A 15,380-nucleotide genomic window follows, 5' to 3' on the forward strand; every position below is an offset into this window, starting at 1 on the left:
TGATCCCTTCTTTCAAAAAACGGATCGGGCGCGGAAAGCGCCCGGTTCTTCAGTCGGGGCCGAGCACGCGTTCTTCGCGGGCAATCGACCAGTCAATAAGGATGCGCCAGAGCTTTTCGGCAAGATCGGGGTCCATGCCCAACTCATCCGAGCTCTTGCGCACACGCTGCACCACTTCTTCGACACGATCCGGGATGCGGGCTGGAAGCCCCTCGCCGGGTTTCAGCTGAGACGCGCGGTCGATGTAGCCTGCGCGCGTTACCAACAATTCGATCAATTGGCGGTCCAGCTTGTCGATCTGAGGCCGCAATTCCTGCATCGAGTGACAGTCTTGCGGTGGTATCAGAGTGGGCATTTTAATCTCCTGTGGCCCGGGGATATCCCCGGACCACGAGATGTCTTATTTGGGAGCTTAGAACAAGCCCTCGATCTCACCTGCGTCGTTAAGACAGATGGTTTCCGCAGCCGGTTTGCGAGGCAGACCAGGCATGGTCATGATCTCACCGCAGACGACCACGATGAAGCCGGCACCTGCGGACAGACGCACTTCGCGAACCGGAACCGAGTGGCCGGTCGGCGCACCGCGCAGGGTCGGATCGGTCGAGAACGAGTACTGGGTTTTCGCCATGCAGACCGGCAGGTTGCCATAGCCAGCTTCTTCCCACTCACGCAGCTGGTTGCGGATCTTGTTGTCAGCCAGAACCTCGTCGGCGCGGTAGATGCGCTTGGCGATGGTTTCGATTTTCTCGAACAGCGGCATGTCGTCCGGGTAGATCGGCGAGAAGTTCGCGCTGCCACCTTCGACAATTTCGACGACTTTCTCAGCCAGCGGTGCGGACCCTTCCGAGCCCAGCTCCCAGTGACGCGACAGAATTGCCTCAACGCCATGCTCACCGCAATAGTCGCTGACCGCCTGCACTTCGGCATCGGTGTCGGTGACAAAGTGGTTGATGGCGACAACAACTGGCACACCGAACGATTTCACGTTCTCGATGTGGCGGCCCAGGTTGGCGCAACCATTAACAACCGCTTCCACGTTCTCCGCACCCAGATCGGCTTTGGCAACGCCGCCGTTCATCTTCATCGCGCGCACGGTTGCAACCAGCACCACTGCAGACGGAGCAATGCCCGCCTTACGGCACTTGATGTTCATGAACTTCTCGGCACCCAGGTCAGCACCGAAACCGGCTTCGGTCACGACATAGTCAGCAACTTTCAGTGCGGTCTTGGTCGCGATGACCGAGTTACAGCCATGTGCGATGTTCGCGAACGGGCCGCCGTGGACGAATGCCGGGTTGTTTTCCAGCGTCTGCACCAGGTTCGGTTGCATCGCGTCCTTCAGCAGAACGGTCATCGCGCCTTCGGCCTTGATGTCCCGGCAGTAAACCGGTGTCTTATCGCGGCGGTAAGCAACGATGATGTCGCCCAAACGCTTTTCCAGGTCTTTCAGGTCGTTTGCCAGGCAAAGGATCGCCATGACTTCGGACGCCACAGTGATGTCAAAACCTGCCTCACGCGGGAAGCCGTTCGATACACCACCCAGAGAAGCTGTGATCTGACGCAGGGCGCGGTCGTTCATGTCGACCACACGACGCCATGCGACGCGGCGGGTGTCGATCTCGCACTCATTGCCCCAGTAGATGTGGTTGTCGATCATTGCCGACAGCAGCGAGTGAGCTGAGGTGATGGCGTGGAAGTCACCGGTGAAATGCAGGTTCATCTCTTCCATCGGAACAACCTGCGCGTAACCGCCACCTGCAGCGCCGCCCTTCATGCCGAAATTCGGACCCAGCGATGCTTCGCGGATACAGATCATCGCGTTTTTACCGATGCGGTTCAGGCCGTCACCCAGACCAACGGTGGTGGTGGTCTTACCTTCACCCGCCGGGGTCGGGTTGATCGCGGTCACGAGGATCAGCTTGCCGTCTTCGCGGTCCTGAACCGAGTTGATGAAGTCCTGGCTGACCTTCGCCTTGTCGTGGCCATAGGGCAGCAGGTCTGCAGAATCGATGCCGATTTTTGCGCCGATTTCCTGGATCGGCTTTTTGTTCGCCTCACGGGCGATTTCGATGTCGGATTTGTAGCTCATTGGGCAGGGTCCCTGATTGAATGCCGTGCGAAACCGACGCTGAACGTCGGCGCTGGACAACCCATACCGTTGTGTACAATTGCGATGGATAGAGATTCCGACATAATCATGCCGTGAAACGTCGTAGACGCCATTCAGCAGTTTCAAATCGGAAACGACGGCGCCTTATGGTGCCCAGCTACGCTGATCCGGCACAAACAGGGACAATGTATCACCAACCCGCAGATTTCCGGGACATTCAACCCATGCGGTGACGCCACGACGGCCCTGTGCAGCAGGCTTGAATGCTGCGCCATGCCCCGGTGCTTCGTTTTCGATTTCACGGCCGGGTATAACGCAAGGGCGGTTTTCCATATCAATTGTGACAGTAAGTCCCCCCGAAGCCTGCAGCCGCGACGACGGAGGCACATAGGTAAAATCAGGTATCCCTCTTACGACGATGCTCACACCCAGCAATGCAGGATCAAGCGTTTCAAGCCCCATGTCAGCTGCGATTGCATCCATTTCTTCCGCGGACAGAATCGATAATTGGCGCACATTGCGGATTTCGGTTCCCTGCGGGTAGAGGTTCTTTACCCGAACGCATGAGGCACGGTTGATCCCTTCGTGGCGCGCACCCTGTTCTCCGGCAAATCCGAGCTGCAATTCTTCGACGGATCTGGCGCGAATGTTACTGCCCGATGGAACGTGACCAAGCCAGACGACTTCGCCTGAAAACTCCGTTTTTCGCAAAACCGGCATGCTGCTCCCTCGCTTTCTTATTGCTCAAGGTCGCACCCTAAACTCATCCATTGCAAATTGAAGGGCCAAACAAAAAAAGACCCGGGTCCAGGCCCGGGTCTTTTCGAATTATGTGGTTGGTTCAGGCTCCATCCCACCGTCCGGCGGCGATTTCTTGGCCTTGGTTTTGGGAATCGCCGTGACACTTGGTGCGCTGCCCTCATCCGAGCTGTCGCTTTCATCATCGCCTTCGTTTGGCGAGTCACCGTTCATCACGCGCTTGATCTCATCACCGGTCAGAGTCTCATATTCCAAAAGGCCCTGAGCCAGACGTTCCCACTCTTCATTGTGGTCGGTCAGGATTTTGTGCGCTTGCTCATACCCTTGCTGGATCAGGCGTTTCACCTCTTCCTCAATCAGCTCTTTGGTATGTGCTGAGACCGAGAAACCAGCAGTGTTACCCGAGTAGCCTTCATGGGCTTCGGCATAGTCGATGTTACCGACCTTGTCGGACATGCCCCAGCGCATCACCATGGCGCGCGCCAGTTGGCTGGCCTGCATGATGTCACCGGCCGGACCGTTCGACACATGGTCTTCACCGTATTTGATCACCTCAGCCGCCTTGCCTGCCATGGTCATGGCCAGCTTCTGCTCACACTCATCTCGGTGATAGTTCAGCTGATCCATCTCAGGCAGACTGACAACCATACCCAATGCACCACCGCGCGGAATGATCGTCGCTTTGTAGACCGGATCACACAGCGGCAGAGTCATACCAACAACGGCGTGGCCGGATTCGTGATAGGCTGTCTTTTCCTTCTGGTCCTGCGTCAGCACCATCGAGCGGCGCTCGGCCCCCATCATCACCTTGTCTTTCGCGTTTTCGAAATCTTCCATGGTGACAAAGCGGCGTCCCACACGGGCGGCCATCAGCGCCGCCTCGTTCACGAGGTTGGCCAGATCGGCACCCGAGAAGCCCGGAGTACCGCGCGCAATGATGCGCAGGTCGACATCGGGGCCCAGAGGCGTCTTACGCGCGTGCACGCCCAGAATTTTCTCTCGGCCTTTGATGTCGGGGTTGCCAACGGTCACGTTGCGGTCAAAACGGCCCGGACGCAGCAGCGCGGGGTCCAGAACGTCTTTACGGTTGGTGGCCGCCAGAATGATCACGCCTTCGTTGGCCTCGAACCCGTCCATCTCGACCAGCAACTGGTTGAGGGTCTGCTCCCGTTCATCGTTACCGCCGCCATAACCGGCACCACGATGACGACCCACGGCGTCGATCTCGTCGATGAAAACGATACAAGGCGCGTTCTTTTTGGCCTGTTCGAACATGTCGCGCACACGGGATGCACCAACACCAACGAACATTTCAACAAAGTCGGAACCCGAAATGGTGAAAAACGGTACACCCGCCTCACCCGCAATCGCGCGAGCCAAAAGCGTTTTACCAGTACCCGGAGGGCCAACCAGCAGCGCACCTTTGGGAATCTTGCCACCGAGGCGCGAGAATTTCTGCGGGTTGCGCAGGAATTCCACGATCTCTTCCAGCTCTTCCTTGGCTTCATCGATGCCGGCAACGTCATCAAAGGTCACGCGGCCATGCTTTTCGGTCAGCATCTTGGCTTTGGACTTGCCAAAGCCCATCGCGCCGCCTTTGCCACCACCCTGCATCCGGTTCATGAAGTAGACCCAGACACCGATCAGCAGCAGGAAGGGCAACAGTGTGATCAGGAACGACTGGAAGCCCGATTGCTGCTGCTTTTCTGCGCGTACAGGGATGTTCTTTTCGATCAGCAGCTTGGTCACTTCTGCATCTACAGGTTTGATCGTGACATAGTTGCCGCCGGTATCAGTGGAGTAGCGAATTTGTTCACCGTCGAGTGTGACGTTCTTGACGTCACCGGCCTCGACCGAGCTGACAAACTCGGAATAAGTTTTTTCATTGCTCTGGAGCGTTCCACCCGGTCCACTGAACAGATTGAACAGTGCAAGGATCAGCAGGAACAGAACAACCCAGAAGGCGATGTTACGAGCGTTGCCCAAGGAAAATCTCCCAACAGATTTCGGCAGATGGGGATCTGCCGGGTTGCTCCTTAAAATAGAGATGATTGTGGCAGGTTCAATGCGATAAAAACGATGCGTAAAAGTCTGGCACATGCGGGGCCAGTTCTGCGCTCCAGCCATTGATGTATCCGGCAAGCGGTGCAGACAGCAATTCATCCCCTCGCCAAACCGCAGGTGAGGATAGAATCGCCGCTCGGGGGCGCCCCAGCAAACGCCAGTCATCAAGGCGTGAGATTCCGCATTCGCCAAGCGGCCGCACCCTTGTTTCAGCTGCGCTCGGCCCATTTAGAACCCAGCGCCTATCCCACGGGGCTCCCGGATGCGCTGTCTGATCCTTCACCGCGTTTAGTTCCCTGCAAATCCAAGCATTATTGCCTTTGGGGATCACCAGGCACCCCCCGACAGACACCGTCTGCCTTGTCGAAAGCGTATCAACCACCTGATCAACCGCGCTCTGACGTGGGGGATATCCGCCCTGTGCAATCCAGCCGATGGCTCCCACCAGAATCCTGCGCTGGATTTCTTGAGGCAGTGCTTCAAACCCATTCAGGTCGATACACACATCACCGGATTCAACCACGGCGATCTTGCGGGCGGATTCCTGCGCAAACAGCTCCAGCGCATCACGCGCTTGTGCAAGGTTGCCAGCTACCCTGGATAAGGTTTCAGCAGTAATTCCGATGTTGCCAAGACCTGTCAGAGCCTCACGGGTCTTGATCCGGTCAAAGCGCGTGTCCCGATTCGAAGGGTCTTCGATCCATGTCACACCAGCCGCGTTCAGATAGTCGCGCAACCGGGCGCGGGTGATCGAGAGCAGCGGACGCAGCAGGTCGATGCCGTCTTGTTGACGAACCGTGGCCATGGCCGATAAGCCCGTGACCCCGGCAGAACGCCCCAGACGCATCAGGAGGGTTTCGGCCTGATCATCCGCTGTGTGGCCCAGCGCAATAGTTGCGATACCATGGCTTTGCGCCCATTCGGTGAGCAATCGGTATCGAGCACGCCGGGCCTGATCCTGCAAGTTGCCGGAACCATCCCAACCTTTCCATTTCAAAGTCTCGTGAGGCACGCCCAAATCTGCTGACAGTCTTGAAACAGCAGCGGCCTCAGCCGCAGCCTCGGCACGTAAACCGTGATCGACTGTTGCGGCATATAGTTCGAAACCTTCCGTTCGGGCGATCCCAGCAAGCAGATGCAACAGTGCGATGGAATCGCTACCGCCGGAAACCGCCACGCCGATGCGATGCGGCAGTGGGTCCGGCAGATGTCGCAGGATTTCGGCCCTCAGCGTGTCGGTTTCAGAGGTCAAGAACAGCCCAGCGATGCCATTTCCTGAGTGGCAGACGCAACCGATGGAGAAGCGGGGAAGCGCACACCGACCTCACCCAGTGTAATACATGCCTGATCGGTTTGCCCCAGACGACCAAGCGCTGCGCCGAGCTCATAAAGCGCTTCGGGTGCGACGGGCCCTTCGGAATCCCCGGTAAAGCTTGCCAGAAACGCCTTGGCTGCTTCGCGGGTGTCACCCAGACCTTCTAATGCCTGTCCACGCTTCAGATTGGCCTGAGGTGCAAGCGGGCTGCCCGGATAGGATGTGTCAAACTGCGCAAACATATTGACTGCAGTTTGGAAATCACCATCCGATAATGCCTGCGAGGCCGTATCAAAATCGGCCTGTTCACCAACCGCAAGCTCGGTCTGGCTAACCTCAGAAGATTCGGATGTTATTGGCGCAACAACAGTCGTAGTCTGTTCTTCACCACCCAATGTTGAAGTTTCACCCAAGGTGCTCAGATCGCCGCCTTCCAACTCAACCAAACGAAACTCCAGATCACCAATCCGGTTGGTTCCGTCGGTGACAACATTTTGAATACGCTGATTCAGCTGTTCAGTCTGCCGGGTCAGGCGTTGCAACTCGGCCTCAATGGCGTCAACCCGTTCCAGTACTGAACTGCCAGACAGGTTTGGGGCGGGAGAGCCGGTCGTCGAAAACTCGCGCTTCAGGCGTTGGATTTCAACGTGCAGCACCGTCAATTCCTGCCGGATGTCCGCTAAAGTTTGCTGGTCCTGCGCCTGCGCTACACCTGCGGCGGTTACCACCGCCGCCAGAACCCATCCTGCAAGTCTCATTATCTTACCCCAAGGTTGATCCGGTCAGCACCGTCACCGCACGACGGTTCTTGGAATAGCATTCCTCGGTGCTGCAAATTTCGATCGGACGCTCTTTGCCATAGCTGATTGTCTGAATGCGATTGCCCGCAACGCCACGCGAAATCAGGTACTCCCTTGCCGCATTCGCGCGGCGGGCGCCCAATGCAAGGTTGTACTCGCGCGTGCCTTGCTCGTCCGCGTGGCCTTCGATCGTCGCGGTGTAGTCGGTGTTGGCAAGCAGCCACTCGGCTTGGCCCTGCAGAATTGTCTGCGCCTGAGGCGACAATGTGGACTGATCGACCGCAAACAACACGCGATCGCCGACGGTCTGTTGGAAATATGCAGGTGAACGCGGGTCACTTGGTGAACCCGGCTGGATTGCACCGCTGCCACCAGAACCACCGCCCAGAGCCGAAGGATCATTGTTGCTACAGGCGGCGATCAACATCAGCGCGCCTAACGCCGCGAATTTGCTCAATACGTTCATTACAATTGCCTCTTGTCCCGTTTGTTTATTGACGACTGTCTACCATAGCGCGGTTGCGTTGTGAACTTTGCCTGTCTGCCGGTTCGATCAATTCTGCAATGGTCCCCATGCCGGATCGCTGCCCCCGTCGGGTGTACGAACCGGGCGAAGATTTCGACCCGAGATATCCACGGAGTAAAGCGAAGACCGTCCGCTTGCCCCCTGCGTTTCCCGCGAGAACATGATGACCCGACCATTAGGCGACCAGGTTGGACCTTCATCCAGGAATGAGGCGGTCAACAGGCGTTCCTCACTGCCATCTGTGCGCATTACGCCGATGTGGAAACGACCTTTGTTCTGTTTGGTGAACGCAATCAGGTCACCGCGCGGAGACCAGACCGGCGTACCATAGCGCCCCTGACCAAAACTGATCCGTGTAGCCTCACCGCCATTGGCGGGCATGATGTACAGTTGTGGGGTGCCGGACCGATCGCTTTCGAACACGATCTGAGTACCGTCCGGTGAATAGCTGGGTGCTGTCTCAATCGCAGGCGTATTGGTCAGACGTACGCTCTGACCCGAAGCCAGATCCATCTTCCAGAGGTCGGTATTGCCCCCTTGAATCAACGAATAGACGATCGATCTGCCATCAGGCGAGAAGCGCGGTGAAAAGCTCATTGTGCCGTCCTGCGTCTTCAATTCCTGCCGCTTCACACGACCGACATCCAATGCGTAGATACGCGGCCTGCCGCTTTCATAACTGGTGTACAGCAGCCGATCACCCGTGGGTGAAAACCGTGGCGCAAGAACGATTGCGGCGCTGTCGGTAAGGTATTGAACATTGGCGCCATCATAATCCATGATCGCCAACCGCTTGCGCCGCTGATCTTTGGGTCCGCTTTCCGAGACAAAGGCAACCCGGCTGTCGAAATATCCACCTTCACCCGTGATACGGCTATAAACCTGGTCAGCCACCTTATGTGCCATGCGACGCCAGCCATCAGTGGTGCCAGCGAACTGTAGGCCATTGCCCAGCTCTTGCCCCGAAAACACATCCCAAATCCGGAACCGCACCGTAAGACGTTTGCCCGAAACATTGACCGCACCAGTAACCAGCGCCTGCGCATTGATCGCCTTCCAATCCGCGAATTGAACAGGGGCTTCGAAACTGCTGACCCGACTGATGAAAGCATCGGATGAGATTTCACGGAACAACCCCGTGCCGGTCAGGTCGGCGGCAACGACGCGCGAGATATCGGTCGCATACTGCGCTGCTGCAGGACTGTCCGGCACGAAACTGGGCACCGCAAAGGGCATGGGTTCGATGATGCCCTCAGTGAGCTCAAGGCGTAGCGGTCCGCTTTGCGCATATACCGGCGCCGACAACAGAGTCAGACCGACAAAGAGGCTGGTCAGAAGTTTCATCATTTGATCCGCATCCTCTCGGGATTGAATGTAATCTCAATATCCTGCCAATGTTCATATTTGTCAGCAGGCAGGTCATAACCTCTGGCACCACAGCGCAGGATCGCGCGGCGCGCCGCATCAAAGGCTTGTTTTTCTGCACCGGCGGAACCGCCGGAACTGTCCAGCAGGCGCAAACTGCCGCCCACGACCGTTCCGTCACGGTTCAGGGAGAAGCCGACTACCACCACAGTACTCAATGCGTCGGTCGACAGCGATCCGACATTCCAGCATCGTGATACGGCCAGACGCATCGCGTCCTTTTCGCCGCTGGTCAACGGTGGACCTGAAGGTTCAGAATCGCGCAGAGCCTCGGAAAGCGCATCCTCAATCGCGTCCTGTTCACTGGACGACGTCGCCTCTGCCGGGGCGGCAGGCTCAGATGTTTCCGCAACTTCAGGCTCAACGGGCGATGCAGGACGGTTGGGTCGAACGCGCGGTCGGGGAGAGGTTGTCGGCGCCGTCTCATCGGATTCCTCAGCCTCGGTCACGATCTGATCCGTGGCTTCCTCGGGTGCGGTCTGGTCCTGTTGTTCTTGCTGCGTCTCAGCGCCTTCGTCCAGAGAAACCGGTGGCGATTCCACGTCATCAATCTGGGCCTCGGGTGGTGGCGGGGCTATTGGTTCGGGTGCTACGCGATCAGCTGGCCTGGGCTGGGCCTCGGGTCCGGGAGGTGTGGGAAGGACTACCGCTTCTGGCTCTGGCTGTTCCAGAACCGGCGGCTCTTCAACCACTTCGGGCTCGGGTGGCACTTCGACTGTTTCCAGCACCGGTTCCGGTTCGGGTTCAGATGGTGTCACCGGCTCGGGCCGCGGTTGTTCTTCCTGAGTGGGCTCAGGCGCGTTCACCTCTTCAACGGGTTCAGGCGGCTGCTCCAGCGATTCAGGTGTCGAAGGAACCTCAGGCGCTTCGCGCTGCGCGGTCATTGCCGCGAATTGCTCAGCAGAGATCACGGACACATCCTGCACAGCCATAGGCAGCGGTTCCGACCGGAACGTACCGCCGAACAACGCCCATCCGATCAGACTCACATGGGCAATCGCTGAGATCTTGGTGCCGGTTTCCACCCCGCGGCCTCACTCTCCACCTTCGTCCAGCGTTGGCCCGCCCGTATCGGTAACAAGGCCCACATTCGAAAATCCGCCCGCATTCAGGGCACCCATGATCTGCATCACCTGCGCATAGGGAATAGCGCCGTCCGCCCGCAGGAATACACGGTCACTGCTGCGCTCAGCCGCGATGGCGCGCAACTTGCCAATCAGTTCTTCGCGCAGAACGTCCGTCGTCTGGATCTGAACCCGACCATCCGCAGTGAGGGTGACAGTCAAGGGTTCTTCATTGTCCCCGGGCAATGCGCTGGCGGCGGTTTTGGGCAGGTCAACCGGAACACCCACAGTCAGCAAGGGGGCTGCCACCATGAAAATGATCAGCAACACCAACATGACATCAACAAATGGCGTAACGTTGATTTCCGCCATCGGCTGTGCGCGACCGCGGCGACGACCGCGCCTGCGCCCGTTTCCGTTTGACGATTGCTGAACCGCAGCGCCCATATCAGCTGTCCAACTGACGAGAAAGGATAGTGGCGAACTCGTCGGCAAAAGCTTCATAGCCACCGACGATCCGGTCACTGTCGGCGCTCAGCTTGTTGTAGAAGATCACGGCCGGGATCGCGGCCAACAGGCCGAGGCCGGTTGCCAGCAACGCCTCGGCGATGCCAGGCGCCACAACTGCAAGGTTCGTGTTCTGCTGCTCGGCAATCTCGATGAATGCATTCATGATGCCCCAGACAGTACCAAACAGGCCGATAAACGGCGCGGTGGAGCCGACGGTCGCCAGAATGGGCAGACCTTTTTGCAGGGTTTCAGCCTCTTTCGCGATGGCCACATCCATTGATCTGTCGATCCGGGCCGTTGCGCCTGCGATCAGTCCACCGTCAGTTCGATGGGACCTTCGCCACTCGATCATCCCAGCCGCAAAGATCTTTTCCGAACTTCCATCCGGGCGTGAACCAATCTCTTCGAACAACTCATCCAGAGGATTGCCCGACCAGAAGGATTCATCAAAAACCTGTGCCTCACGGCGTGCCGCGCGATAGTTGATGAGTTTCTGTATGATGATCGCCCAGGACCAGAAGGATGCGATCACTAGGATCAGCATGACCACCTTGACGATGAATGTCGCGCGGGCGAACAGCCCCCACATGGAGAAATCGATCTCCTGCGCCAGCACCAGCGTTTCAGCTTCCATGAACCTGCTCTTTGTTTTGCCTGACGGCCGTTCGTTTGGCCTTGTTTTGCCAGACGCTAACGCAGATCGGTATGAAATGCCAACATAACCACCCCTGGGCTACGTTTTGTTACATTAATGCGCGAATCTCTGCCGGAAGGCGGATTGGCTTGCCTTCGCTGTTGATGCAGACAGCCGTGACTGTGGCGCGAAATATTTCCGTCTCCCCCCGCAAAACCAACTGTGCCATCGTCAGTCGAACACCCGAGATTGCGACAACGTCGGTCTCAACAGTCAATTCGTCATCGAATTTGGCTGAGGCAAGATAGTCCGCTTCCAGCTTGCGCACGACCCAGACGACACCGTCATCCCGCATCGCGTTCTGATCATTCCCCAGCTTACGAACCCAGTCAGACCGGGCGCGTTCGATGTAGCGCAAGTAATTTGCATGATAGACGACACCACCCATGTCGGTGTCTTCGTAGTAGACCCGGATCGGAAAGATATGTTTCTGTTTCTCTAGTGACTTATCTTGCGGCATCGCAAATCCGGCTATCCAGTTTCATCAATCTGTCCTTTGGGACCTAAGCCCCGCCCCCACAGACATGCCCGCGCAGTGGCAATCCCGCAATCCCTGATTGATCAGAAAATTCACTGAGGCCGTACTCAGTATCGAAATCTGCTCATTTGCATTCTAGTGTTCCAAGTTATGCAGAGGCATTGAACAGGGAACCTAATGACTAAAGCGACAAGAAATGGGATCACATTTCCGCTTCCTGTTCTGCAGGGCATCTTACCTTTCGATCGATCTAAGCTGCCGACCGAGATCCTTGCGGGCCTCACCTTCGCCTGCCTCGCGATCCCCGAAGTCATGGGTTACACCAAAATTGCCGGTACTCCGGTAATTACCGGCCTCTACACAATCCTCATACCGATGGCACTGTTCGCCATCTTCGGATCTTCCCGTCATCTGGTTGTCGGAGCGGATTCCGCGACTGCGGCCATAACCGCCTCAGCCTTGGCGGGAATGGCGGTGTCGGGCTCATCCGAATATCTCGCGCTGGCTTCACTTCTGGCACTGATGGCTGCGATACTCCTGATCGCCGCTCGGATCATTGGTCTTGGTTTTTTGGCCGATTTTCTGTCCAGAACTGTCCTAGTCGGCTTTTTGACAGGCGTTGGTATTCAAGTCGCCAGTGGAGAGGTTCCCGGAATGCTGGGTATTGAAGTCTCAGCGCACGGAACCATAGCCAAGCTGCAGGGGGTCGCCGAACAATTCGAACAATTCAGTTGGCCAACATTGGCTGTCGCAGTGGCCGTGCTGACCGTGGTGACCGGCTGCCGACGCCTGTCCCGCAAGTTTCCGGGCCCACTGATCGCAATACTGGGCGTGATCCTGTGCAGCTGGGCCTTTCAATTCAGCGGAGCAGGCATCGCAGTTCTGGGGGCTGTTCCCAGCGGCCTGCCCTCGCTTTCTATCCCGGCTGTGGACTGGAGTTGGTCTCTGTTCAAACAACTGCTGCCAACTGCACTGTCGATCTTTGTGGTGATCCTTGCACAAAGCGCCGCGACTTCCCGCGCCTATGCGGCACGCTACGAAGAGAAATTTGATGAGAATTCGGACCTCGTCGGGCTTGGTCTTGCAAACCTTGGCGCTGCATTTACCGGAACTTTCGTCGTCAATGGCAGCCCTACTAAAACCGAAATGGTGGCAAGCGCAGGTGGGCGTAGCCAGTTCGCTCAACTTACCACAGTCGCGATCGTTCTGGTCCTGATCCTGTTTCTGACCGGTCCGCTTGCTTATCTGCCAAACGCAGCACTGTCTGCCATCGTGTTTTTGATAGGCGTGAAGCTGATCGATGTACGGGGGCTGGCCAATATTTACAGGCAGGCCCGATCCGAATTCTGGATCGCCATCGCAACTGCTGCCGTTGTCGTTTTCGTTGGCGTTGAACAGGGTATCATTTTTGCGATGGTGCTATCGCTCATTGATCACACGCGCCGGGGGTATCACCCCAAGAACTCTGTCATCGTGGAGAACAAGGTCACTGGATGGCATTCAAAATCGATTGACCACCCCAACCAGTTTGAACCGGGTCTGGTCATCTATCGTTTTTCCCACAGTCTATACTACGCAAATACTCAGCGCCTGTCTGACGAAGTTGCCACTATTACCCAAGGTGCTGACCACAAGCTGTCTTGGTTTTGCATCGAAGCTTCGGCAATTGATGATGTAGATTTCACGGCAGGCTACACTTTGCGCAACGTTCACCAATACCTGCAGTCAAAGGGCATCAAACTGGTCTTTTTACTTGTCGAACCCGATGTCCGAGCGGAACTGGACAGATATGGCGTCACCGGCCTTGTCGGAAAAGATGCCTATTTTGAATCCGGTAGCGAATTGCTTGAGGCCTTTCACCATCGCACAGGCCGCGAACACGGCACCCAAAGTGCGTCGGGAAAACCATAAACGAGACTGTCGCTTACTACGGCTGCTGCAAGCGCGCAAACAACCGCAACGCATGAGTTGCATCATGTGCCACACCGGGCAGAACCGGATCATAGGCCGCACGGATCAATGCAGCGATATCCGGGCGCAGTATGGTCGCGTCGCCTGCCACCGCCAGTGGTGATTGCGTTCTGAACGCAGTGTCCGACCACAGCAAGACGGTCTGAACCACCTGACTTAGCGCCAGTGTCTCTGCCGGAACCTTGGACAGTTCCTTGTCCATCCTCAGAAAGACAAAAGCTGCGCGGATGGCACCGTCTTCTTCGAACCGGAATATGCGATATTGATTGGCGTCTGCAGCTTCAAGGCGGTCAACCAATGGCGCCAGATCCGGGATCAGTCGATCAAGATCGGGAACCTCAAGCAACTCTTGCCAGTCCCGAAAAAAGAAGACCATACAGTTAGCGCCCAGCTCCGGGTCCGTCTCGGCCATTTTGTGACCGGCCAAGGTGACAACTGCTTCAAAGGCCCCTTTCACGGTTGCCAGAGTCTCATCCTCGACACCAAAAACGATTGGCACGATTGGCCGACCCCAGCGCGCGAACAGGAATTCTCCGTTTTCGCGGGTGAACAGCGCTTCGATCTCTTCTGGTGTCACGCTCAAACCTTCATCTGCATTAGATCACTATCGCTGAACGCATAGTTTCTCTGGCTGTGGTCTTCAACCAAACAGATCGCTTTGCCGCTTGGGCGCGGTCATGCCCAAATGCGTCCACGCCTTCTGTGCCAGCATCCGTCCGCGCGGAGTGCGTTGTATGAGGCCCTGTTGCAGCAAATAGGGTTCGATAACTTCTTCCAGCGAGTCTCGGCTTTCCGACAATGCAGCCGAAAGAGTTTCAATCCCAACAGGGCCGCCCGAGTAGTTTTCGGCAATCAGCGTCAGGTAACGTCGGTCCGCGCCATCCAACCCAAGATTATCCACACCCAACCGCGTCAAAGCACCATCTGCCAGTTCGCGCGTAATCCGCCCATCACCTTCGACGATAGCGAAATCCACGACACGTCGCAGCAGCCGTCCGGCAATTCGGGGCGTGCCACGAGACCGGCGGGCGATTTCGCGCGCTCCGTCGTTGTCCGCAGGCGCGCCCAACTTACGTGCATTGCGCGTGACGATCTCGTGCAGCTCGTCGACCGTATAGAACTGAAGCCGGGTCGGAATACCAAATCGGTCACGCAAGGGTGTGGTCAGCAAGCCCATTCGCGTTGTTGCCCCAACAAGCGTAAAGGGTTGCAACTCGATCCGTACAGTCCGCGCGGCAGGTCCCTCACCAATCACCAGATCGAGCTCAAAATCTTCCATCGCGGGGTAAAGCACCTCTTCCACCGCCGGGTTCAGACGGTGGATTTCGTCGATAAACAGAACATCACGTGCTTCGAGATTGGTCAGGATCGCAGCCAGATCACCCGCTTTCGCCAGAACCGGCCCGGAGGTCATGCGAAAATTCACCCCCAGCTCGCGCGCCATGATCTGCGCCAAAGTGGTTTTACCCAATCCGGGGGGGCCATGAAACAACGTGTGATCCATTGCTTCGCCCCGTTGGCGTGCGGATTGGATAAAGATGCGCAGATTGGCGCGGGCTTCGGCCTGACCGATAAATTCATCCAACCCCTGAGGGCGCAATGCGCGGTCGTTATCCTCCGGCAGCGGCTCGGGGCGCAGAGCGGGATCAGCGTCTACCATTCAT

Annotated in this window: 15 protein-coding genes; 1 reads left to right on the forward strand and 14 read right to left on the reverse strand. The window is 57.2% G+C overall.

Annotated elements, in window-relative coordinates; all coding sequences use genetic code 11:
- Nucleotides 1–49 precede the first annotated feature (49 nt).
- From ACR0IO_RS04470 to ybgC, 12 genes are all read right to left on the reverse strand, one after another.
- Nucleotides 50–355 (reverse strand): chorismate mutase, encoded by a 306-nt coding sequence (locus ACR0IO_RS04470; RefSeq protein WP_155143327.1) that lies wholly within the window; start codon nt 353–355, stop codon nt 50–52.
- A gap of 57 nt (nt 356–412) precedes the next feature.
- Nucleotides 413–2,089 carry a formate--tetrahydrofolate ligase gene (locus tag ACR0IO_RS04475; RefSeq protein ID WP_155143326.1) on the reverse strand — a complete coding sequence of 559 codons (1,677 nt, stop codon included), beginning with the start codon at nt 2,087–2,089 and terminating at the stop codon, nt 413–415.
- Nucleotides 2,090–2,254: 165 nt separating this feature from the next.
- Nucleotides 2,255–2,830: an MOSC domain-containing protein gene (locus ACR0IO_RS04480; protein ID WP_480739730.1), complete on the reverse strand. Its 576-nt coding sequence runs from the start codon at nt 2,828–2,830 to the stop codon at nt 2,255–2,257.
- A 108-nt stretch (nt 2,831–2,938) separates the two neighbouring features.
- Nucleotides 2,939–4,855, reverse strand: coding sequence for an ATP-dependent zinc metalloprotease FtsH (gene ftsH, locus ACR0IO_RS04485; RefSeq protein ID WP_480739731.1), 1,917 nt, complete (start codon nt 4,853–4,855; stop codon nt 2,939–2,941).
- Nucleotides 4,856–4,931: 76 nt separating this feature from the next.
- Entirely contained in the window at nt 4,932–6,185 is a 1,254-nt protein-coding gene (tilS, locus tag ACR0IO_RS04490) for a tRNA lysidine(34) synthetase TilS (protein WP_480739732.1), read from the reverse strand.
- A complete protein-coding gene (gene ybgF / locus ACR0IO_RS04495) occupies nt 6,182–7,006 on the reverse strand; it encodes a tol-pal system protein YbgF (RefSeq protein WP_480739733.1) in 825 nt (274 codons plus the stop codon). The genes tilS and ybgF overlap by 4 nt, the downstream gene beginning before the upstream one ends.
- A gap of 4 nt (nt 7,007–7,010) precedes the next feature.
- A complete protein-coding gene (gene pal, locus ACR0IO_RS04500; protein ID WP_480739734.1) occupies nt 7,011–7,514 on the reverse strand; it encodes a peptidoglycan-associated lipoprotein Pal in 504 nt (167 codons plus the stop codon).
- Between the two features lie 87 nt (nt 7,515–7,601).
- Nucleotides 7,602–8,921 carry a Tol-Pal system beta propeller repeat protein TolB gene (gene tolB, locus ACR0IO_RS04505; protein WP_480739735.1) on the reverse strand — a complete coding sequence of 440 codons (1,320 nt, stop codon included), beginning with the start codon at nt 8,919–8,921 and terminating at the stop codon, nt 7,602–7,604.
- The gene (locus ACR0IO_RS04510) at nt 8,918–10,024 is read right to left on the reverse strand and encodes an energy transducer TonB (RefSeq protein ID WP_480739736.1); all 1,107 of its coding nucleotides are present in this window, start codon (nt 10,022–10,024) and stop codon (nt 8,918–8,920) included. The genes tolB and ACR0IO_RS04510 overlap by 4 nt, the downstream gene beginning before the upstream one ends.
- A 9-nt stretch (nt 10,025–10,033) precedes the next feature.
- On the reverse strand, nt 10,034–10,510 hold the full coding sequence (gene tolR / locus ACR0IO_RS04515) for a protein TolR (protein WP_155143319.1): 477 nt from the start codon (nt 10,508–10,510) through the stop codon (nt 10,034–10,036).
- A gap of 1 nt (nt 10,511) precedes the next feature.
- On the reverse strand, nt 10,512–11,207 hold the full coding sequence (gene tolQ / locus ACR0IO_RS04520) for a protein TolQ (RefSeq protein ID WP_155143318.1): 696 nt from the start codon (nt 11,205–11,207) through the stop codon (nt 10,512–10,514).
- Between the two features lie 109 nt (nt 11,208–11,316).
- Nucleotides 11,317–11,727 carry a tol-pal system-associated acyl-CoA thioesterase gene (gene ybgC, locus ACR0IO_RS04525; protein WP_480739737.1) on the reverse strand — a complete coding sequence of 137 codons (411 nt, stop codon included), beginning with the start codon at nt 11,725–11,727 and terminating at the stop codon, nt 11,317–11,319.
- Nucleotides 11,728–11,922: 195 nt separating this feature from the next.
- Between ybgC and ACR0IO_RS04530 the strand changes: the two genes are divergently transcribed.
- Entirely contained in the window at nt 11,923–13,656 is a 1,734-nt protein-coding gene (locus tag ACR0IO_RS04530; protein ID WP_480739738.1) for a SulP family inorganic anion transporter, read from the forward strand.
- 16 nt (nt 13,657–13,672) lie between these two features.
- Here the strand turns inward: ACR0IO_RS04530 and ACR0IO_RS04535 are convergent, their stop codons facing one another.
- On the reverse strand, nt 13,673–14,293 hold the full coding sequence (locus ACR0IO_RS04535; RefSeq protein ID WP_480739786.1) for a hypothetical protein: 621 nt from the start codon (nt 14,291–14,293) through the stop codon (nt 13,673–13,675).
- Between the two features lie 63 nt (nt 14,294–14,356).
- Nucleotides 14,357–15,376: a Holliday junction branch migration DNA helicase RuvB gene (gene ruvB, locus ACR0IO_RS04540; protein ID WP_170331180.1), complete on the reverse strand. Its 1,020-nt coding sequence runs from the start codon at nt 15,374–15,376 to the stop codon at nt 14,357–14,359.
- Between the last annotated feature and the right edge of the window lie 4 nt (nt 15,377–15,380).

It is taken from the genome of Ruegeria sp. CE12 (genome assembly GCF_056537525.1).